Raw genomic sequence first — 20,883 nt, 5'->3', positions numbered from 1 at the left:
GAATTTGCAAACTTTGACGGCATATAGTCAGCTTAAGTTATTACTGAGGGGCTTCTCCTCATAGGTCTACTTTTTAACTATTTTTACTTTATTTGGGAAAAAATATGCTTAAAACCCCTTACTATCAAATTGATATTGCTGCCTTGAAGCAAAATCTACAAATTGTACAGCGTCTGTGTGATCTGTCGGGTGCTAAGGCGTTATTGGCTTTAAAATGCTTTGCCACTTGGGGGGTGTTTGATGAGATGACGCCTTATCTACATGGCACCACCTCATCATCTTTAAATGAGGTGCGCTTGGGCAAAGAAGAGTTTGGTGAGGATAAAGAGACGCATGCTTATAGTGTCGCTTATAGTGCAGATGAGATTGATGAGGTGTTAACCTATGCCGACAAAATCATCTTTAACTCATTCAATCAGTTGCATGCCTTTAAAGACAAAGCCAAAGCTCAAGGCATTCCTGTGGGTTTGCGTATTAACCCAAAAACCAGCAATTCTTCATTTATTATTGCCGATCCAGCACGTCCTTTTAGCCGTCTGGGTGAGCATGATATCGAAAAAATCAAGCCGGTTATTGACGACATCACTGGGGTTATGATCCATAATAATTGTGAAAATAACAGCTTTGAGGCGTTTAGTGACAGTCTGGCTGATATTGAAGCTAAGTTTGGGGAGCTGTTTTATCAGCTTGAATGGGTCAGTCTAGGCGGTGGTATTCATTTTATTGCCCCAGACTACCCGCTAGAGAAGTTGGCGCAGCGCTTGAAGAGCTTTAGTGAAAAATACGGCGTACGAGTGTATTTAGAGCCAGGCGAGGCCTGTATTCATAATGCTGCTAAATTGGTCACCACCGTGCTAGATACGCTGCATAATGGTAAGCCACTGGCCGTGGTGGATGCATCTATTGAAGCACATATGCTCGACTTATTGATTTATCGTGAGACTGCGCCTTTGGTACAGATTAACGACGAAGCGTGCCAAATTACCTCGCAGCAAAGCGATGACAGCACCATTATTTATGGTAAATCTTGCTTAGCCGGTGATATCTTTGGTGAATATGCGCTAGATAAGCCGTTAACTATTGGCGATAAGGTATCTTTTGGCAATGCAGCGGGCTACACTATGGTTAAGAAAAACTGGTTTAATGGTGTGGCGATGCCAGCCATTGTTATTTGTGATGAGCAAGGTGAGCTTACAGTCCAAAAAACCTTTGGTTATGAAGACTTTAAAGCCAGTCTATCTTAATCTATCAGCTTATCCATTACCCCAAAACTGCGATGGTCATTTTCGTTAAGACAAGCCTAGTAAGTGAGCTTACTTATTTGTCTAAAAATGACGTAAATGACTGTCGCAAATTTAGACATTTGACATTATAATGCTCGGTTTTTAGTACCAGAACTTTTTGGACTGATTATCGCGCTGGGTGTCATTGTAGTAAAGCGTGCTAAGCGCACCAAAAAGTTTGACTAAAGTAATTTCGGGTGCGTGGGTTTTCCCAATTCTTCCTTTTTAATTCACGCACAACACTCACGGCGTCAACACATTAATCATTAAGTTGACCCACTAAGGAGGATTTCCAGATTGACTACTAACACTCAAACCCCCAAACGCAACGTTCTAATCATCGGCGCAGGCGGCGTAGCCCAAGTTGTGGCTCACAAATGTGCCATGCATAATGATGTGCTTGGGGAGTTACATATCGCTTCACGCACCAAACAAAAATGTGATGACATCGCAGCCAGCGTGGTAGAAAAGAACAGCTTTAATCAGCCAGCGACACTGCATACACATGCTGTAGATGCCATGGATTCTGAAGCGGTTGCTGAGTTAATTAACCAAACAGGTGCTCAGATTGTGATTAACGTGGGCTCAGCCTTTGTTAACATGACGGTACTTGAAGCTTGTATTAACACCGGTGCAGCTTATATTGACACGGCCATTCATGAAGACCCTCGCAAGATTTGTGAGACCCCGCCATGGTATGGCAACTACGAGTGGAAGCGCAAAGAGCGCTGTGCAGCCAATAACATTACTGCCATCTTAGGGGCAGGCTTCGATCCAGGTGTGGTCAATGCTTATGCCCGTGCCGGCTACGATATGATGGACAAAGGCTCAGTGACTGATATCGATATCATTGATATCAACGCCGGTAGCCATGGCAAATACTTCGCCACCAACTTTGATCCAGAGATTAACTTCCGTGAGTTTACCGGTACGGTGTATTCTTGGCAAAACAGCCAGTGGCAATCAAATAAAATGTTTGAGGTAAAACGCACCGATGACTTGCCTGTGGTGGGTGAGCAAAACAGTTATTTAAGTGGCCATGACGAAATCCACTCTTTATCTGCCAACCTAGATGTGCCAAACATTCGCTTTTGGATGGGCTTTGGTGACCATTACATCAATGTATTCACCGTACTACAAAACCTAGGTTTGTTATCAGAGCAGCCAGTAGTAACGGCTGAGGGTCAAGAAGTGGTGCCACTTAAAGTGGTAAAAGCTGTTCTGCCTGACCCAAGTTCACTGGCACCAAACTATACAGGCAAAACCTGTATTGGTGATAAAGTGAAGGGTAAAATCAATGGTGTAGACACTGAGATCTTTATCTACAACGTCTCTGATCACAAAGAAGCCTACAACGAAGTGGGTAGCCAAGGTATCTCTTACACCGCAGGCGTACCACCTGTCGCAGCTGCCATGCTAGTGGCCACTGGTGAGTGGGATGTGGGGCACATGGCAAACGTTGAAGAGCTTGATGTTAAACCCTTTATTAATCTATTGAACAATATTGGTCTGCCAACACGCATTCAAGATGATAAAGGCGACCGTGCTTTAGAGTTTGATATTTAAGCTTTAGTCGCTATCTATACCGTGCTATTAACTAAAAACCCGCCTCAACTTGAGGCGGGTTTTTTAGGTTTGTAACGGCATGAGCTGCTCGTCAGTCGTGAGAAATTAGCTTAAAATCAGGCTGTCATCCTCTACCTTTTCACCCCGAGTTTGCTCAAACATATCTAATAGATCATGCACAGTCATACCTTGTCGTACATCACCGGAGACATCTAATACCACTTGGCCTTGGTGCAGCATCACGGTGCGATCGCCGTGGGTTAAGGCTTGCTGCATGGAGTGGGTGACCATCATGGTGGTCAGATTGTTGTCTGTGACAATCTTATCGGTCAGCTCCAAGACAAAAGCGGCAGTTTTGGGGTCTAAAGCTGCGGTATGTTCATCAAGTAATAAGATTTTTGAGGGCTGTAGTGAGGCCATAAGCAGACTGACTGCTTGACGTTGACCCCCTGATAATAACCCCATTCTATCGGTTAAGCGGTTTTCAAGTCCTAGCTTTAGGATAGACAGCTTTTCACGGAACAAATCACGGTTTTTATTATTAAGCGCAAAGCTTAAACCACGTTTACCACCGCGTTTATAGGCTAACGCAAGGTTTTCTTCAATGGTTAGTGCTTCACAAGTACCGGCCATAGGGTCTTGGAATACCCGAGCCACCCAGTGCGCTCTTTGGTGCGCACTTTTTTTGGTAACATCAACACCGTTTAATAAGATTGAGCCGCTATCAACACGGGTGGTGCCGCTTACTGCGTTCAAAAAAGTAGATTTGCCTGCGCCGTTGGTGCCAATTACGGTCATAAACTCGCCTTCAGCGATGTTTAAGCTAATGCCACGCAGCGCAGGGTTTTCTATCGGAGTACCTCGGTTAAAGGTCAGTCGTAGGTCATTGGCTTGCATCATAAGGCGATATCCTTCTTATTTCAGAGGGTCTGAATTAAATGGTTAATAAAGGTTAGCTACTACGGCGACCGGACAACAGTTTTGACTTAATGGATGGCAGTTGTAGAGCAATGACCACCAATAACGCTGTGATTAAGTTCAAGTCTTGCGAGCCAAAGCCAATACTGCGTAAGGTACTGCTCGATAAAGCCACCTGAATAAATAGCTTATAGATAACCGCACCTAAAATAACCGCAAGGGTAATTAGCCAAATACGCTTAGCGGGGATAATGGTCTCACCAATAATAACCGCAGCCAGACCAATAACAATAGTACCAATACCAATAGAGATATCAGCGCCGCCTTGGGTCTGCACAAATAGTGCGCCGCCCAAAGCAATCAAGGCGTTGGAGATGGCCATACCAATGACCGTCATCCATGAGGTATTAATACCTTGAGCCTGTGCCATACGTAGGTTTGATCCAGTAGCGCGCATCGAAAGACCGGCTTCTGTACTAAAGAACCAGTCCAGAATTAGCTTGGCCACCAATACCACCGCCCCGATAATCAAGCAGCGCATCCAGTATCCATTTTCATTGGTCACCAACGTGCTAAATACCGTTTGCTCACCCAGCAAAGGTAAGTTAGGGGCACCCATAATACGTAGGTTGACTGAGTACAAAGCGACCATGACCAAAATACTGGCCAAAAGCTGCAAAATTCCCAACTTCACGTGTAAAAAAGCAGTGACCACACCAGCGGCTGCACCAGCGAGCATACCCAAACCACAAGCAATCCAGGGGTCTATACCAGACACAATAGAGATACCAGCAATCGCGCCACCCAGCGGGAAGCTACCATCTGCTGTCAAATCTGGGAAATCTAGGGTTCGAAAAGAAAGCAGGACACCTAAAGCCACTAAGGCATAGATGAGGCCACTTTCAAGAGCACCAAAAAAAGCAATGAGAGACATAAGAGATTAAGCCACCGCTTAGTGTTCAGCTTGCTACTATTGATTGTGTGAGCTGGCAACACTTAAATAAAATAATATACCAGCACAGTCAATAGACAGTTAGCCAAAGTGGATTTAACAGATTAAATAATCTGCAATTAGGGTAAACCGATGAGTCTTACGGCTGCGCAATTTTTGAATTGTCAGCAAAACACTCACCAGTAATATAAGACCACTACCTAGGCAATAAATAGTCATCTGGCCAAAAAAGATTTATTCTAGCAAATAACGCCAAATTTAAACAATCTAAAAAGCACATGAAGATCATGTGCCTTTTATTTGACTGACTCAATATTTTTGCCCTAAAACGGTCTATTTAACCACTTCTTTGGCTTGGTCCATCACTTCTTTTGACAGCTCAATGCCTTGCTCTTTAGCGTGAGTGGGGCTGACATATAAGTCTAAAGAAGTTGGGGTATACACAGGAATATCACCTGGTTTTTCACCCTTTAAGATACGGCCGACGATTTTACCAGTTTCACGACCTAAGTCATGATAGTTCACGCCTAAAGCGGCAATGGCGCCACGCTCAACCGAGCTGGTATCAGAGGCGATTAATGGTACTTTGCTTTCTTTGGCCACTTGATATAGCGACTCGTAAGCGGACACAACGTTGTTGTCAGTTGAGGTATAGATAACGTCTACTTTGTCAGCAATACTGCGAGCTGCCATAGCGATGTCATTACTTTTTTGTGCTGGTGCTGAGTGCACAGTGATGCCCATAGGCTGTAGCTGTTCTTGTAGATTCTTTAAGATGACTGTAGAGTTGACTTCACCAGGGCTGTATACGTAGCCGACATTTTTTAGGCTAGGAATAATCTGCTTCATCAAGTCAATTTGCGGCGCGTAGGGTAGGGCATCAGAGGCACCCGTTACGTTGGTGCCAGAGCCATCCATGCTTTTTAATAGCTTGGCTTCTACAGGATCGGTCACCGCTGAGAATACCAAAGGAATGGTATTGGTTGCTGCGGCCACAGACTGGGCAGATGGGGTTGCAATGGCCACGATAACATCGGGGTTGTCGCCGACAAATTGTTTGGCAATCTGACCGGCGGTGGCGGTGTTGCCTTGGGCACTTTGGAAGTTAATCTCAAGATTTTTGCCTTCCACAAATCCTTCTTCGGCAAGCTCCTCAACAACCCCTTGACGCACAGCATCTAGTGCAGGATGCTCAACAATGGCGGTAATGGCCACGTGCTTGACTTCGCTTGAGGTGCCAGCTTTAGTGTCATCGCTGCTTTGCGCGGCGGTATCTGTACTCGGCTGCTGGTTACAACCCGCTAAAATGGCGGTAGCAACACCGCCCCACATAAGGGTCTTAACAAAACGATTGGGGTTGAACATGGGTGTATCTCCTAGAATAAAATGCTCTTATAAAGGTCCATTTATAAGACGTGTTTGCTGGTAAATCTGCTGTTTGCTTCAGCATTGCCTAAATAGTTAAGGGCAATTGTTTATTTATTGGGCTCAGTACTGGGTTTGGTCTCATCCACGTTAACTGCCCCTTTTAAGATAGAGGGATCTAAGCTAACCCCTTGCTGTTGGGCATGTTTTGGGCTGACATACAAAGTTAGCTTGTTCATTACCTCAGGTTTGATATCGGTAATCGCTTCACCGTTTAGCACGCGGTATACCATCTTGCCGGTCACGCGGCCAAAATCATAGTCATTAACACCTAAAGCTGCTGTGGCACCGCGGCGCACACTGAACTCATCTGAGGTAATGACTGGGATTTTCATCTCATTAGCAGCGCCAGCCATGGCTTCAAAAGCACTAATGACATTGTTATCAAGTGAGGTATAAATCACATCGACACGGCCTTGTAAGCTACGGGTTGCCATAGCCACATCATTAGGACGGTTGGCAGTCACCTCTAATATTTTTAGACCCCGAGCCGGTGCGGCAGCTTGTAGCTGCTTTAATACCGTGACTGAGTTGGCCTCCCCAGGGCTGTATACATAACCAATGGTCTTAGCCTGTGGCACAATCTTCTGGATTAAATCCAGTGGCGGCTCGATAGGCAGCTGACTGGATAAACCGGTGACATTCGGCTGGATCGGTACGTTATTTTCATTAATTAGTTTGGCGGCCAAAGGATCAGAGATGGCGGTATAAATAACCGGAATATTCTTAGTAGAGGCCACCACAGTTTGTGCCGATGGGGTAGAAATGGCCACAATGGCATCTGGCATATCACCGGCGAACTGCTTGGCAATCTGACCGGCGGTGGCGGTATTGCCTTGTGCGCTTTGGAAATTCACCGTTAAGTTTTTACCTTCCACATAATCATTGGCGGCCAACTCTTCGGTAATGCCGCGGCGAATCTCATCAAGTGAGGGATGCTCAACGATTTGAGTAATGGCTATGGTCTTGGCTTCTTTGGCAGGCGCATCAGCGACAGGCTCTTGCTGCGCTTGATCGGCATCCGAGCAGCCACTTAGTGCAGCTAAGCTTAAGCCCATACCCAAAGCCAATAAGCCTTGCCAAACTTTGTTACTTTTTGGTTGAGTATTAAGAGTGGCAGCAGCGCTGCGATAAGGCAAAGAGGAGGAATAATTTGACTGCATAAGTATTTACGAATCCATTGGGGTTTAACAGTGTAAGGCTATATTACAATAATGTAACATAAGTGGGAAATAAAAAAACTAGCTAAATAAAATATAAATAATATAAAAGCCGATGTTAACAACATCGGCTTTTATGATAAAGAGGCACTTATCTTAAAAAGGCTTAAGCCAATTTATCGCCCACTTTACACTCGTCAGGTAGCGTGATGACCACCAGTCCTGTTTTTGGATCGCCTGATGATAAGATCATACCTTCTGACACCCCAAATTTCATTTTGCGCGGGGCAAGATTAGTGACACAGATCACTTTTTTGTTGGCCAGTTGCTCAGGTTCATAGAATTTACGAATGCCACTAAAGACATTAATGGGCTGCTCTTTGCCGATGTCTAATGTGAACTGCAGTAGCTTGTCTGCACCCTCAACATGATTACATTCAAGTACTTGAGCCACCGTCATTTCAACTTTCATAAAGTCATCAAACTCTATGTAGTCGCTGTCTTGCTGATCATTAGTTTCTGACGCTTGAGCTGCTTTAGCTACGTTATCGGCCTGAGCAGTTGGTGTTGCCAACAAGTCTTGTTTGGAGTCTGCCACCATAGCATCAATTTGAGCCTGTTCAATACGCTGCATTAACGGCTTAAACTTATTGATTTTATGACCTAGCAATAACTCATGGCGGCTGGCAAAGCTTAAGTCATCAATATTTAAGAAGGCTTTGGCATTGTCAGTAAGCTCTGGTAACACAGGCGCCAAATACACCATCAATTGACGGAAAATATTGATAGCAACCGTACATACATCCTGAACCTCTTGTTCACGGCCTTCTTCTTTGGCCATTGCCCAAGGCTTTTTGCTGTCGATATATTCGTTAGCCTTATCTGCGCACTGCATGATCAGGCGCATGGCACGGCTAAACTCACGATTTTCATAAGCCGTAGCAATCTCTTCACCAGCGCGCACAATCTCATTTAATAACTCAGGCTCAGCACAGCTGTCTGAGAGCATGCCATCATATTTTTTGGCAATAAAACCGGCGCTACGGCTGGCAATATTCACCACTTTACCGACCATGTCTGAGTTCACCTTTTGCATAAAATCTGCAAAGTCTAGATTAATGTCTTCAACTTTCTCAGACAGTTTGCTGGCGAAATAGTAACGTAGATACTCAGGGTCTAAATGTTTGGCAAAGGTTTCGGCTTGGATAAAGGTGCCGCGAGATTTGCTCATTTTATCGCCATTGACCATTAAGAAGCCGTGAGCGAACACCCCCGTTGGGGTACGGTATTCACTGCCGGCCAGCATGGCGGGCCAAAATAAAGCGTGGAAATAAACAATGTCTTTGCCGATGAAGTGATACAGCTCAGTTTTATGCTGATTTTCTTGTAACCAATAATCATCGAAGCTCAATTCTGGTTGTTGTGGATCAGTGGAGCCTTGACGCTGTTTGCATAGGTTTTTAAAACTGGCCATATAGCCCACAGGGGCATCTAGCCACACATAAAAGTATTTATCCGGCTCACCCTCTGGCGTGTCTGGGATTTTGAAGCCGAAATAGGGCGCATCACGCGAGATGTCCCAGCTGGCAAGGCCGGCTTCAAACCACTCCTGAAGCTTGTTAGAAACTGAGGGCTGTAAACGTCCCTCATCTTTGGTCCACTGTTTTAAGAAGCTCTCAAATTCAGGCAGGTTAAAGAAGTAGTGTTTTGAGGTTCTTAATACAGGGGTTGCACCCGATAAGGTCGAATACGGGTTTTTAAGTTCAGTGGCATTGTAAGTGGTGCCGCACACTTCACAGTTATCACCATATTGGTCTTGAGCCCCACATTCTGGGCATTCGCCTTTCACGAAACGGTCGGCTAAAAATAAGCCTTTTTCTGGATCAAATAATTGCTCAACATCTTTGGTTGAGATATGACCTTCACCATTTAGACGGCGATAAATTAACTCAGATAGCTCACGGTTTTCTTCAGAGTGAGTAGAGTGGTAGTTATCAAAACCAATTAAGAATTTACTAAAATCTGCTTCGTGAGAGGCTTTTACAGTGGCGATTTGCTGCTCTGGCGTGACCCCATTGGCTTCAGCTTTTAGCATAATGGCGGTGCCGTGAGCGTCATCGGCACAAACGTAGGTGACTTGATGGCCTTGAGCCTTCATCGCTCGTACCCAAATATCAGTTTGAATGTATTCCACCAAATGTCCTAAGTGAATAGGGCCATTGGCATAGGGCAGGGCACTGGTTACGAGTATTTGACGCACAAAATCACCTATTTAAGTTTGTTGATTTTAAGAGGATTATCAGAATATAAAATGTGCGCCTATGATACCGCAAATGGCATAAAAATGGGAATTTACCTCGGGATGAATTTTATATTCACTGGTTTTATCACATACGCTGATGCCTCTATAGCGTTTGTGATTCAAGGGCTGGGCAAAAAACAGCCCCAGTTTTAATAAAAATTATTCTCAATATCTAAAATTTGCGCTACCATACGCCGCCTATTTCTCATAACATTAAGTAGGGATGGACCCCACTATAAGTTCTTATCTTTACTTAGCACAAGGAAGTTAGTCATGTTTCAGATGCTTACCAATGCCAGCGTTCAGCTGGTTAATCGCTATTTACCCTCTCCTTTTGTTTTCTCAATTGTATTAACCCTGATTGCCTTTTTGGGTGGTGTCTTATTGACCGGACAAGATGTGCTGACCATGGCGGGACACTGGGGCGGTGGACTGTGGTCGTTACACAGCTTTGCTATGCAGATGGCACTGGTGTTGGTTACCGGTTACGCTTTTGCCAATGCGCCCATCATTCAACGCTTTTTAGACAGTCTGGCCTCAAAGGTTACCTCACCGACCACAGCCATTGTCATCTCAACGTTGGTGGGACTGGCAGGCTCATGGATTAACTGGGGTTTTGGTCTGGTGGTCGGGGCTATTTTTGCCAAGTCTTTGGCCAGAAAGGTGCCTAATGTGGATTATCCCTTATTGGTGGCAGCGGCTTATTCTGGTTTTGTGATTTGGCATGGCGGCTTCTCAGGATCTATTCCCTTAACCTTAAGTACGGGCGGCGATAACTTGCAGACGCTCTCAGGTGGGGTATTAACCGAAGCAATTCCTTTATCACAGACGATTTTTGCTTCATATAATCTTATTATTTTGGCCGCTTTAATTGTGGTATTGCCAATAGTCAACCGCATGATGCACCCAAAAAATCCGACCACAGTAGATCCGGCGCTCATTAAAATAGAGGCTTATGTGGCCCCTGAAACTAATACACCGGCTCAAAAATTAGATGACAGCCGCATGGTGGCCATCATCTTACTGCTGCTAGCGCTGATGTATTACATCAATTACTTTTCGACCAATGGTTTTAACTTAGGATTAGATATCGTTATCGGTCTGTTTTTATTTATTGGACTGATGGCGCATGGTACCCTTGAGCGTTATTACCGTGCAGTGAAATCAGGTATTGGGGGTATTGCCGGTATCGTTTTGTTGTTCCCATTTTATGGCGGTATTATGGGGATTATGACGGGTGCCAATGCCGATGGGGTGTCTATTAGTAGTGAAGTGACTGAGTTTTTTGTGAATAATGCCACGGCCGATAGCTTTCCTGTCTTTGCCTTTTTAAGTGCAAGCTTGGTAAACATCTTTGTACCCTCAGGCGGCGGTCAGTTTGCGGTACAAGGGCCAGTGATGATGCCAGCAGGCTTGGCGTTGAATGTCAGTCCAAGTGTGACCGCCATGGCGATTGCTTGGGGCGATGCTTGGACCAACATGATTCAGCCCTTTTGGGCACTGCCACTGCTGGGTATCGCAGGATTAGATGCCAGAGCCATTATGGGCTACTGCCTGATTATCCTAGCGGTCTCAGGCGCTATTATTACGGGGGGGTTTTGGTTATTGGTATAAACGGCTTTAGCCATAACAACCCTCACATAACAAAATCCCCACATAGTCGCTATGTGGGGATTTTTTAGTTTGATAGTTTTGTTCATTCATTAAGAGGGCTTAAGCAGATTATCTTAAAAAGAGCCAAACAAAGTACCTAATACAATCACCACTGTGGTAGCGATCAAAGGAATGCCCATGGTTACCATAGCGATATTGAGATAAGACTGTTTGTGAGTCAATCCACAGATGGCCAATAGGGTGATTACCGCACCACTGTGTGGCAAGGTGTCTAGACCGCCGGCGGCCATAACTGCAACGCGGTGCATCAGCTCGGGGTCAATGCCTGTGGCCAAAGCCATTTTGTAGTAACTCTCACCCAAGGTCGACAGTGCAATACTTAGACCGCCTGAAGAAGAGCCCGTAATACCTGCAAGGGTCGTCATTGCCACTGCTTCAGAGATAAGTGGATTGTCAGGCGTTAGGTTCAAAATACTATCGCGAATGATAATAAAGCCTGCCAAAGAAGCAATCACTGCCCCATAGCCGACTTCCGAGGCGGTATTAAAAATAGGCAGCATCGAGTCATAAGTGCCACGGTTGATGGATTTTTTTAGGTTGTGCCAATGTCCTATGCGCAGTATCACTAACGCGGTACAAGCCACAAGCAAAGCAATAATAATAGACCACAGTCCCAGAGATCCTTGGATATTTAAATCCGGATACTGAGCTTGTAGGGCGCTAAAATCTAAGCTTGGAAAGACCACATAAGTTAATAACGCATTTAAAGCGATAACCAATATGAGCGGAATAATTGCTGTTGTAAAAGAAATTTGATGATCTAGGCTGGTTTGGCTGTGATCAATATCGCCTTTTTGTTCCAAATCATCATCGTGTGACCCGTACCCTTCACCAGCAAGCTTGGCTTTATTAGCACGTAACTGTAGCCAATACCAACCCGCAAAAAACATAATGGCGGCGCCTATAGTACCTAAGATAGGTGCAGCAAAGACGTTGGTATTGTAGTAGGGAATGGGGATTGCGTTTTGAATGGCAGGGGTACCAGGCAATGCGGTCATAGTAAAAGTAAATGACCCTAAAGCAATGGCCGCTGGAATCAAGCGCTTAGGAATGTCTGCCGCTTTAAACAAGTTTTTGGCGATGGGGTAAATGGCGAAGGCCACCACGAATAAAGAGACGCCCCCATAAGTCAAAATAGCACAGACCATAATGACCGACAAAATGGCTTTGTCGCTACCCATTTTGTTCACCACGGTATTGGCGATGGCAGTAGCAGCGCCAGAGTCTGCAATAAGCCGACCAAATAAAGCGCCTAATAAAAATATTGGGAAAAATTTTAATAAAAATCCACTAAGGGCTGACATAAATACGTCAGTGTAAGCAGGGATACTGCTTAAGAAGTCACCGGATAATAAAACCGCCAAGACGGCCATGATGGGTGCTAAGATTAAAACTGAGTAGCCACGATAGGCAAAAAACATCAGTAATAATAAAGTGACGATAATCGCAAGTGTGCTAAACATAGGCGCCTTCTCCTTGGCTTAAATATGAATAAAAAAACACCAAGCCCATTAAGCTGCTAAATTAAGCAGACGTAATCGGCTGTGCTACTGATAAGTCCCTATATCAAGTAGGTTGCTATATATAAATGGGGCAGTGATGACACATCAAGATGGGTTATCAGTTGTACACTATATACCAAATGCAGTAAACTAACGGGCTTATTAGCGCTTAATGATACAGCGGGCCTTTTGGCAAACAGGCTTGCTATGCAATGGCGCAAATCAGCATCAGTCTACGAGCAAAAAAATATTATATTCGATTTTGCGAATATATACTATAATTAATGTCTATACTATTAATGTCTATACCATTTATATATGCCACAATGTGTGCAAGCTTCTGTGGGTATTAAAGTCTTTTATAGGCACAAATATAGGTACACATCATCATTTACGTTGATTCAACAGGGAGAGAATAATGAGTCAATCAAAGGTATACGCCAGTGCTGAAGCGGCGTTAGAAGACATCATCCAAGACGGACAAACGTTAGCCATTGGCGGCTTTGGATTGTGCGGTATTCCAGAAAATCTTATTTTGGCATTAAGAGACAGTGGGGCCACAGCGCTCACCTGTATTAGTAATAATGCTGGCGTGGATGACTTTGGGTTGGGCCTGTTATTAAAGACCCGTCAAATCAAAAAAATGATCGCCTCTTATGTGGGTGAAAATAAAGAATTTGAACGTCAGTTCTTAGGCGGTGAGCTCGAAGTTGAATTAACCCCTCAAGGCACTTTGGCTGAAAAGCTACGTGCAGGCGGCGCGGGTATTCCTGCTTTTTATACCGCCACAGGCGTGGGCACACAGGTAGCCGAAGGCAAGGAGTCTCGCGACTTTGATGGCCGTACCTATATTCTAGAGCATTCGCTGACGGCTGATGTGGCACTTATTAAAGCCCAAAAAGCCGACAAAGCAGGCAATCTTATCTTTAATAAAACCGCACGCAACTTTAATCCAGATTGTGCCATGGCGGGCAAAATTACAGTGGCTGAAGTGGAAGAGATCGTTGAAATTGGTGAGCTAGATGCCGATCAGATTCATCTGCCTGGTATTTTTGTACAGCGTCTGGTATTAAATAGTACGCCAGAAAAACGCATCGAAAAAATTACCGTAAAAAAATAGCCACTTAAGTATTAACGAATAATAAGGAGTATCACCATGGCATGGACAAGAGAGCAGATGGCGCAGCGTGCGGCCAAAGAACTACAAGATGGTTTTTATGTTAACTTAGGCATCGGCTTGCCGACTATGGTTGCCAACTATATCCCTGAGGGTATGCATGTTTGGCTACAATCTGAGAACGGCCTACTGGGTATTGGCGAGTTTCCCACAGAAGAGAACGTGGATCCTGACTTGATCAATGCCGGTAAGCAAACCGTTACGGCTAAGCCAGGTGCCAGCTTCTTTGGCAGCTCAGAGTCTTTTGCTATGATCCGTGGCGGCCATGTGAACCTAGCTATTTTAGGCGCGATGGAAGTCTCTGAGCAGGGCGATTTGGCCAACTGGATGATTCCAGGAAAAATGGTCAAAGGTATGGGCGGCGCTATGGACTTGGTGGCAGGCGTGCAACGAGTGATTGTGCTTATGGAGCAGATCAATAAGCATGGCGAACCCAAAATCTTAGCTGAGTGTCAGCTGCCACTAACCGGCAAAAAAGTAGTCGATCGTATTATCACAGAGTTGGCAGTACTGGATGTCACTGACACCGGCCTTAAGCTAGTTGAGCTGGCTGATGGGGTAAGTTTCGATGAGCTACAAAAAAATACCCCAGTGAAGATTAGCCAATAACCCACTGTTTTATACACAATTTAATGGCGCCAGCTGATGGTGCTGTTCTAAGCACTCAGGAGTAGACAAGGATGACTCAACTCAATCAGGACTTAACCGGCAAAGTGGCTTTAGTAACCGGTGCCGCCAGTGGTATCGGCCGAGACATCGCCGAAACTTATGCTAAGGCAGGCGCAGCGGTCGGTGTAGCAGATATTAATCTTGAAGTTGCACAAAATGTCGTCAAAGATATTGAGGCTGCCGGCGGTAAGGCATTGACCATTGCCATGGATGTCTCGTCTGAATCTGCGGTCAATGATGGGGTGAAGGCGTTGGTGGATCACTTTGGTGGTATCGATATTTTAGTATCTAATGCCGGCATTCAAATTATTGACCCGATTCATAAGCTAAGCTTTAGTGATTGGAAAAAGATGCAGTCTATTCATTTAGATGGGGCATTTTTGACCACCAAAGCAGCGCTACAATACATGTATAGCAATGATAAAGTAGGAACAGTGATTTATACCGGCTCGGTACACTCACATGAAGCTTCCTTATTTAAAGCCCCTTATGTGACGGCCAAGCATGGGCTGTTAGGATTGTGCCGGGTGCTGGCAAAAGAGGGTGCTCAGTACAATGTGCGCTCGCACGTGATTTGCCCAGGCTTTGTCAAGACGCCTTTGGTTGAAAAACAAATTCCTGAGCAGGCGCGTGAAAAGGGCATTAGCGAAGAAGAAGTGGTCAATGACATTATGCTGGTGAATACCGTGGATAAGGAGTTTACCAGTACTGAAGATATCGCTCAGTTAGCATTGTTCTTGGCTGCATTCCCGACCAATGTATTTACCGGTCAGTCTATTGTGGCAAGCCATGGCTGGTTTATGAATTAAGCGTTTGCTTAACTTAACAGTCAAGGCCTTGCTAATCCTAGCCCAATCGCTTAGCATCACCGGTAACATACTTACCGGTGATGCTAAGCTTTTTTGATTGATACTCATACCGCCGCCGAACTGATATTCCTATTTTTAGCACAGACCTATACCAGCGCTTGAGTTTTATCCTGCTTACGCTTGAGTAATATTTCTAGCCTGAATCATAAGCCAATATGTTTTTATTGGCTTTTTTGTTTATCTAATTTGTCATCGATCTTCTTATTGACGTTGTTATCTATCCTATACCGTTACTTGCGGCATCCAATGAGCTGCAAGGAGTAAAAACCATGACTCATAAAGACATTGCACAGCTGCTGACCACAGCCATTGAACAACAAAAATTCGATACAGCCATTGGCCAAGTGCATGATTTACGCCCCATTGATACGGCTGATATCTTGGCATTAATCCCCCCTAAATTGTCTTGGCAACTGTTAGACCGCCTACCCAATAGGGCGACTGTTTTTTCTTATTTAGAGGCAGAAGACCAAGTGGCTTTGGCCTATCAATTCCCTAGGGCAAATCTGGCCCGACTGGTGGGCGATATGCCCTCTGATGAGCGTACCGACTTATATAAGCGCTTAGATCAAAGCCAGCGTGATGCGTTATTGCCCGCTTTGGCTCAGGCAGAACGTGAGGATATTCGCCTTTTGTCTGCTTATGCTGAGGGCACAGCTGGGGCTTTAATGACCTCTGACTATGCCACGTTAAAAGCGCAGATGACGGTGGCACAAGCTTTAGCCGCACTGCGTTTAGAGGCGCCAGATGCTGAGACCATCTATCATGCTTATGTGATTGATTCTGAGCGCCAATTAATTGGGGTCATTTCACTGCGCAGTCTAATTTTGGCCTCACCTGAGCAGAGCATTGGCGATATTATGCTCACCTCAGTGGTGGCTTCAAATGTCAATGAAGACCAAGAAGATGTGGCAAAAAAGGTCGCCCGTTATGATTTAATTGCGCTGCCTATTATTGATGACAGTGGGGCACTGGTTGGTATTGTGACCCATGATGATGCGATGGATGTGGCAAGTGATGAAGCCACCGATGACTTCCACAAGTCAGGGGGCGTCTCAAGCTTGGTAGGTAGCTTTAAAGACACCAGTATTCGTATTTTGTACCGTAAACGGGTATTTTGGTTGGTATTTTTGGTGTTTGGTAACCTAATATCAGGGGTCGGTATTGCTCACTTTGAAGAGGTGATTGCGGCCAATTTAGTGTTGGTATTCTTCTTACCTTTATTGGTGGACAGTGGCGGTAACGCCGGCTCTCAATCAGCAACACTGATGGTGCGGGCCTTGGCCACAGGAGAAGTGGTGATGCGAGATTGGTTCTCACTGCTTGGGCGTGAAGCTTTAGTGGCCTTATTGCTGGGGATAACTATGGCTGCTGCAATTTCAGTGATTGGCTATGTACGTGGTGATGCAGTGGTGTCCTTAGTGCTGGCGCTAAGTATGGTGTCTGTGGTGATGATTGGTTGTGTGATTGGTATGAGTCTACCTTTTGTGCTTAATAAGCTCGGCTTTGATCCGGCCAGCGCCAGTGCACCATTAATTACCTCGGTGTGTGATGCTTCAGGTGTGGCCATTTATTTGTTTATTGCTTCTAAGTTTTTACCGCTTTAAGTCACCGCGCAAAACAAATGATGTAAGGCCATGTGCCGGGCTGTTTGATAAAAATGCGGCGTTGTCAGTGTGGTTTTTTTATCCATCAAAGTCAGCTAAACTAGCTAAAATACTTATAATGTGTGTCATACGTGTCATGCCAAAGCGTGCAATATTAAATTTATAGCCGTAAGGCTTAGGGGCAATCATGTTTAATTTTATAAAAAAATCGATGGCTAAAAACGACAAAAACAGTGAAAAAAGCCTGCAAAGCGAACAGCTGTTTGCGGTAGCCAATCAAGTATTACAAGACCATAGTGCCGGTGGTCAAGATAATAAAGTGACAGCTATTAAACAATACGGCGATTCAGTAACGCTAGATTTGCGCTTAAATGCCGATGCTGATCCTGAAGAGGTACATCGCCAGTTAGGACTTGCCCTACAAAATTATGGTATTAATGAAGTAAACTTAAATGTCAGCTTGCCGGCCAAACCTAAGACAAGCCCATCCTCTCATTCCCATGCAACCTCTACTCAGGCCCCCTCTATGACAAGTGATGATATGCCTGCCTTTGCGTCTACCAAAGGCGGTGCGAAGACGTTACCAAAAACAGTCAACGCCGCTGCGCCCAAGTCTCAGACAGATGAGCCGCCTATTACCAAGCGTGCGCCCTTACAGTCAAGCTTACAGCCGCATCCACGTATCAAGCATATTTTAGTGGTGGCCTCAGGCAAAGGCGGCGTCGGTAAATCAACCACGACGGTCAATATCGCCTTAGCCCTACAAAAGCTTGGCAATAAAGTAGGCATATTGGATGCTGATATTTATGGGCCTTCTATGCCCAGTATGCTAGGCGTGGAAGGCGTGAAGCCGCAGTTAGAAAATGAGCAGTTTGTGCCGGTAGAGGCGCATGGTCTGGCTATGCTCTCCATAGGCAGCTTACTAGATGGTGATAATACCCCTGTGGCTTGGCGTGGTCCAAAAGCAACGGGTGCGTTAATGCAGTTGTTCAATCAGACCAACTGGCCAATGCTGGATTACTTAGTGATTGATATGCCGCCAGGTACCGGTGATATTCAGCTTACTTTGGCGCAGCGTATTCCAGTGACAGGGGCGGTCATTGTCACCACGCCGCAGCACATTGCCTTAATGGATGCCCAAAAAGGTATTGAAATGTTTAACAAAACCAGCATTCCAGTGATTGGGGTGGTGGAGAACATGGCGCTACACACCTGCTCGAACTGTGGTCATACCGAAGCCATCTTTGGTGCCGGCGGTGGTGAAACCATATCTGAAGCGTATCAGGTGCCGTTACTAGGACAACTGCCTTTGGCCTCTACTATCCGTGCTCAAGCTGATAAAGGTGAGCCGAGTGTGATTGCCAATCAGGGTGACGGCGATGATTACGCACATTTTTATGTGGAAATTGCTCAAAAAATTGAAGCCAATATCGCCAAATTTGCTAAGCAGCGCAATGATGGACGTATCTTTTAGGCTTTAATGAGCCAGTTGCGGCGCACCACTCAAATCACTCAAAAGGATATTGGGGAATATAAGATGGATAGGCAAAACAATACTATTAAAGCCCCGACAAAGACTCGGCTGCCGAAACTGGCACATATTGACCAGCTTATCGTAGACGGTCAGCCGCGCTTTGGCGTCTTTGCTGAGGTAGAGCAGATTAATTATCTTGATTATCACAGTCACCTGATTTCCCAAAAGGCAGTATCTCAGCGGCGCAAACAGTTTAAAGCCAATCAGTTTGCCTTTGTTCAGATAGTGCAGCCGCCGTATCGTATTTGTATGGCAATTGCGACCATTAAGCTTGCTAGCACTGTGTTTGCTTATATTTATAATGAACATACTGGCGAGTTTGAGGTGGTTGAAGCCTTGCAGCCTCTCACCCATAACAGCGAGTTTAGTGGTGATCATCGGCAAGGGCGTATGAGCCTTAAGCAAGGCAAGCTGTCGCTGGTGCTACAGTTTTCTGAGTCAGGGGTGCAGCTTGACTTGGTCAGTAAGCAGTTTGCAGTATCAGCTCAGTTGGGGCGCAGTGATCAGCCGCTGGCAGTGTGCTCACCTTCAGGCAGAAGGGGCTGGAGCTTCACCCAAAAAGAGCCGCTGACTGTAATAGGGGGTACGCTCACATTTTTTGCCGACTCTAAACATTACCCTAAGCTGGCGGATACCGACTCAGACAATAAGGCAGACAATAGGGTAGACAATAAGCTAAGTGGTGACAAAGTACAAACGGGCCTAAGCCATAGCCTGCCACTTAAGCCACATGCTTTGGTTAATTTGGATTGGACGCTTGGCTTTATGCGTCATGAGACCAATTGGTTTTGGAGCTGCATCACCACCGAGTTGCCAGATGGACGGACATTTATGCTGAACCTGTCTATGGGTGTCAATGAGACTGGGGTCAGTGAGAATGCATGCTGGATTGATGGGCAGATTTATTATCTGCCGCCGGTATTATTTAGCCGACAGTCAGATTTAACTGGTGGCAAGCAGCCTAAGTGCGGCACAAGTCCAGATGAGCCGCGTGCCTGTGCTTGGCAGGTTAGTCATCTTAATTTAGGCTGGAGTGATGTGGAGATTGAGTTAAGCTTTACACCAATAAGTGTCTATAAAAAGATGGATAACTATGGGGTAATAGCCAGCGTGTTTGAGCAGTGGATTGGCACATACTGCGGCCATATAAAACTTAGCGCAGCGCAGGGTGGTCATGTGGTGGCACTTGATAACGTCATGGGGCTTGCAGAAGACCATTTTGCAAAGTGGTAGGGGCGGCGGGCATGTGGCGTGGGCGTTGGGTTAATAGCGATTAAAGAGGGCCAAATAATATTTTAGCCTCTTACACTTTGTCACAGCTGTTACCACAAGATGTTGACATAGGGGATGGCGTAAAGCCATCAATAAGCGTAAAATAGCGCCGTTAATGACTCTAATAGAGCAAAAAAAAGCCAATTGGGGCTAAATATTGGGGCGCTTAACTACCGGTTGTATTTAATTATAATCGACCTGTTTTTGAAAAAATTGTGATAAATTAACAGTTTATAATCAAAAAACTATTTAGAACCAAAAAATAAGGGTGTGAAATGTCAATTAAGTCTGACCGCTGGATTCGTAAAATGGCTGAAGAACATGGCATGATTGAGCCATATGAACCAGGTCAAGTACGGTTTAATGAAGCGGGCGATAAGTTGGTCAGTTATGGCACATCAAGCTATGGTTATGATGTACGCTGTGCTCGTGAATTCAAAGTATTCACTAATGTCCACTCTGCCATAGTAGACCCAAAAAACTTTGATGAAAATAGCTTTATCGATATCGTCGGTGATGAGTGTATTATTCCACCCAACTCGTTTGCCCTAGCGCGCACTGTAGAATACTTTAGAATTCCTCGTGATGTATTGACCATTTGTTTGGGCAAGTCAACTTACGCCCGCTGTGGTATAATTGTCAACGTTACCCCACTTGAGCCTGAGTGGGAAGGTCATGTTACTTTAGAGTTTAGCAACACCACCACGTTGCCTGCGCGTATTTATGCGGGTGAAGGGGTAGCGCAAATGCTATTTTTCCAAAGCGATGCCGATGATATTTGCGAAACCAGCTACAAAGATCGTGGTGGTAAATATCAAGGTCAACGAGGGGTAACACTACCTCGTACTTAGTCTGTACGTACTTCGTCTGTCACTGTATAGACACCAAGCGCTTTAAAACACCAAGTGCTCATGTTCAGATATCCAGATTGGCCAACATGGCCAAATGATACAAATCAGTGCTTATCAGTGCT

At 45.2% G+C, this 20,883-nt stretch carries 16 protein-coding genes; 10 read left to right on the top strand and 6 right to left on the bottom strand.

All coding sequences use genetic code 11. From position 1 onward, the window contains the following. The first annotated feature begins 104 nt into the window (after window positions 1–104). Together nspC and JMX92_RS03130 are read left to right on the top strand one after the other, a co-directional pair. The gene (nspC, locus tag JMX92_RS03135) at window positions 105–1,244 is read left to right on the top strand and encodes a carboxynorspermidine decarboxylase (RefSeq protein ID WP_201543862.1); all 1,140 of its coding nucleotides are present in this window, start codon (window positions 105–107) and stop codon (window positions 1,242–1,244) included. Between the two features lie 336 nt (window positions 1,245–1,580). Beyond that, window positions 1,581–2,849 carry a saccharopine dehydrogenase family protein gene (locus tag JMX92_RS03130; RefSeq protein WP_011960932.1) on the top strand — a complete coding sequence of 423 codons (1,269 nt, stop codon included), beginning with the start codon at window positions 1,581–1,583 and terminating at the stop codon, window positions 2,847–2,849. A gap of 105 nt (window positions 2,850–2,954) precedes the next feature. On the opposite strand, the gene JMX92_RS03125 is transcribed toward JMX92_RS03130, so the two are convergent. The 5 genes from JMX92_RS03125 to metG all read right to left on the bottom strand — a co-directional run bounded on the left by JMX92_RS03125 (window position 2,955) and on the right by metG (window position 9,564). Continuing rightward, the gene (locus tag JMX92_RS03125) at window positions 2,955–3,749 is read right to left on the bottom strand and encodes an ABC transporter ATP-binding protein (RefSeq protein ID WP_201543860.1); all 795 of its coding nucleotides are present in this window, start codon (window positions 3,747–3,749) and stop codon (window positions 2,955–2,957) included. A 52-nt stretch (window positions 3,750–3,801) separates the two neighbouring features. Further along, a complete protein-coding gene (locus JMX92_RS03120; RefSeq protein ID WP_011960930.1) occupies window positions 3,802–4,701 on the bottom strand; it encodes an ABC transporter permease in 900 nt (299 codons plus the stop codon). A 351-nt stretch (window positions 4,702–5,052) separates the two neighbouring features. After that, the gene (locus JMX92_RS03115) at window positions 5,053–6,084 is read right to left on the bottom strand and encodes an ABC transporter substrate-binding protein (RefSeq protein ID WP_011960929.1); all 1,032 of its coding nucleotides are present in this window, start codon (window positions 6,082–6,084) and stop codon (window positions 5,053–5,055) included. 110 nt (window positions 6,085–6,194) lie between these two features. Then, a complete protein-coding gene (locus JMX92_RS03110) occupies window positions 6,195–7,202 on the bottom strand; it encodes an ABC transporter substrate-binding protein (protein ID WP_413786854.1) in 1,008 nt (335 codons plus the stop codon). A 268-nt stretch (window positions 7,203–7,470) separates the two neighbouring features. Further along, window positions 7,471–9,564 carry a methionine--tRNA ligase gene (gene metG, locus JMX92_RS03105; protein ID WP_201543857.1) on the bottom strand — a complete coding sequence of 698 codons (2,094 nt, stop codon included), beginning with the start codon at window positions 9,562–9,564 and terminating at the stop codon, window positions 7,471–7,473. Window positions 9,565–9,879: 315 nt separating this feature from the next. Between metG and JMX92_RS03100 the strand changes: the two genes are divergently transcribed. Further along, the gene (locus JMX92_RS03100) at window positions 9,880–11,220 is read left to right on the top strand and encodes a short-chain fatty acid transporter (protein WP_201543852.1); all 1,341 of its coding nucleotides are present in this window, start codon (window positions 9,880–9,882) and stop codon (window positions 11,218–11,220) included. A 113-nt stretch (window positions 11,221–11,333) separates the two neighbouring features. On the opposite strand, the gene JMX92_RS03095 is transcribed toward JMX92_RS03100, so the two are convergent. Continuing rightward, window positions 11,334–12,743 (bottom strand): GntP family permease, encoded by a 1,410-nt coding sequence (locus JMX92_RS03095; protein WP_011960924.1) that lies wholly within the window; start codon window positions 12,741–12,743, stop codon window positions 11,334–11,336. 457 nt (window positions 12,744–13,200) lie between these two features. On the opposite strand from JMX92_RS03095, the gene JMX92_RS03090 reads away from it, so the two are divergent. The 7 genes from JMX92_RS03090 to dcd all read left to right on the top strand — a co-directional run bounded on the left by JMX92_RS03090 (window position 13,201) and on the right by dcd (window position 20,761). Continuing rightward, window positions 13,201–13,902: a CoA transferase subunit A gene (locus tag JMX92_RS03090; RefSeq protein WP_011960923.1), complete on the top strand. Its 702-nt coding sequence runs from the start codon at window positions 13,201–13,203 to the stop codon at window positions 13,900–13,902. A gap of 36 nt (window positions 13,903–13,938) precedes the next feature. After that, entirely contained in the window at window positions 13,939–14,568 is a 630-nt protein-coding gene (locus JMX92_RS03085) for a CoA transferase subunit B (RefSeq protein WP_011960922.1), read from the top strand. 71 nt (window positions 14,569–14,639) lie between these two features. Then, window positions 14,640–15,437 (top strand): 3-hydroxybutyrate dehydrogenase, encoded by a 798-nt coding sequence (locus JMX92_RS03080; RefSeq protein ID WP_201543850.1) that lies wholly within the window; start codon window positions 14,640–14,642, stop codon window positions 15,435–15,437. A gap of 329 nt (window positions 15,438–15,766) precedes the next feature. Further along, window positions 15,767–17,104 carry a magnesium transporter gene (mgtE, locus tag JMX92_RS03075; protein WP_201543848.1) on the top strand — a complete coding sequence of 446 codons (1,338 nt, stop codon included), beginning with the start codon at window positions 15,767–15,769 and terminating at the stop codon, window positions 17,102–17,104. 187 nt (window positions 17,105–17,291) lie between these two features. Then, a complete protein-coding gene (gene apbC / locus JMX92_RS03070; protein ID WP_155587060.1) occupies window positions 17,292–18,578 on the top strand; it encodes an iron-sulfur cluster carrier protein ApbC in 1,287 nt (428 codons plus the stop codon). Between the two features lie 6 nt (window positions 18,579–18,584). After that, entirely contained in the window at window positions 18,585–19,871 is a 1,287-nt protein-coding gene (locus tag JMX92_RS03065) for a DUF2804 family protein (RefSeq protein WP_227675243.1), read from the top strand. Window positions 19,872–20,185: 314 nt separating this feature from the next. Continuing rightward, window positions 20,186–20,761, top strand: a complete 576-nt coding sequence (dcd, locus tag JMX92_RS03060; RefSeq protein WP_011960917.1) for a dCTP deaminase — start codon at window positions 20,186–20,188, stop codon at window positions 20,759–20,761. Window positions 20,762–20,883 lie beyond the last annotated feature (122 nt).

Source organism: Psychrobacter sp. H7-1 (assembly GCF_904846585.1).
Taxonomy (GTDB): Bacteria; Pseudomonadota; Gammaproteobacteria; order Pseudomonadales; family Moraxellaceae; genus Psychrobacter; species Psychrobacter raelei.
The sequence above is the reverse complement of the archived record's forward strand: the minus strand, read 5'-3'. Positions and strand labels throughout refer to the sequence as shown.

Bases quoted from the DNA above. Each gene is read 5' to 3' on its own strand.
- apbC (WP_155587060.1), top strand. From the start codon at position 17,292: ATGTTTAATTTTATAAAAAAATCGATGGCTAAAAACGACAAAAACAGT.
- dcd (WP_011960917.1), top strand. From the start codon at position 20,186: ATGTCAATTAAGTCTGACCGCTGGATTCGTAAAATGGCTGAAGAACAT.
- JMX92_RS03090 (WP_011960923.1), top strand. From the start codon at position 13,201: ATGAGTCAATCAAAGGTATACGCCAGTGCTGAAGCGGCGTTAGAAGAC.
- JMX92_RS03095 (WP_011960924.1), bottom strand. From the start codon at position 12,743: ATGTTTAGCACACTTGCGATTATCGTCACTTTATTATTACTGATGTTT.
- JMX92_RS03100 (WP_201543852.1), top strand. From the start codon at position 9,880: ATGTTTCAGATGCTTACCAATGCCAGCGTTCAGCTGGTTAATCGCTAT.
- mgtE (WP_201543848.1), top strand. From the start codon at position 15,767: ATGACTCATAAAGACATTGCACAGCTGCTGACCACAGCCATTGAACAA.
- JMX92_RS03065 (WP_227675243.1), top strand. From the start codon at position 18,585: ATGAGCCAGTTGCGGCGCACCACTCAAATCACTCAAAAGGATATTGGG.
- JMX92_RS03110 (WP_413786854.1), bottom strand. From the start codon at position 7,202: ATGGGCTTAAGCTTAGCTGCACTAAGTGGCTGCTCGGATGCCGATCAA.
- JMX92_RS03115 (WP_011960929.1), bottom strand. From the start codon at position 6,084: ATGTTCAACCCCAATCGTTTTGTTAAGACCCTTATGTGGGGCGGTGTT.
- JMX92_RS03125 (WP_201543860.1), bottom strand. From the start codon at position 3,749: ATGATGCAAGCCAATGACCTACGACTGACCTTTAACCGAGGTACTCCG.
- JMX92_RS03085 (WP_011960922.1), top strand. From the start codon at position 13,939: ATGGCATGGACAAGAGAGCAGATGGCGCAGCGTGCGGCCAAAGAACTA.
- JMX92_RS03120 (WP_011960930.1), bottom strand. From the start codon at position 4,701: ATGTCTCTCATTGCTTTTTTTGGTGCTCTTGAAAGTGGCCTCATCTAT.
- JMX92_RS03080 (WP_201543850.1), top strand. From the start codon at position 14,640: ATGACTCAACTCAATCAGGACTTAACCGGCAAAGTGGCTTTAGTAACC.
- nspC (WP_201543862.1), top strand. From the start codon at position 105: ATGCTTAAAACCCCTTACTATCAAATTGATATTGCTGCCTTGAAGCAA.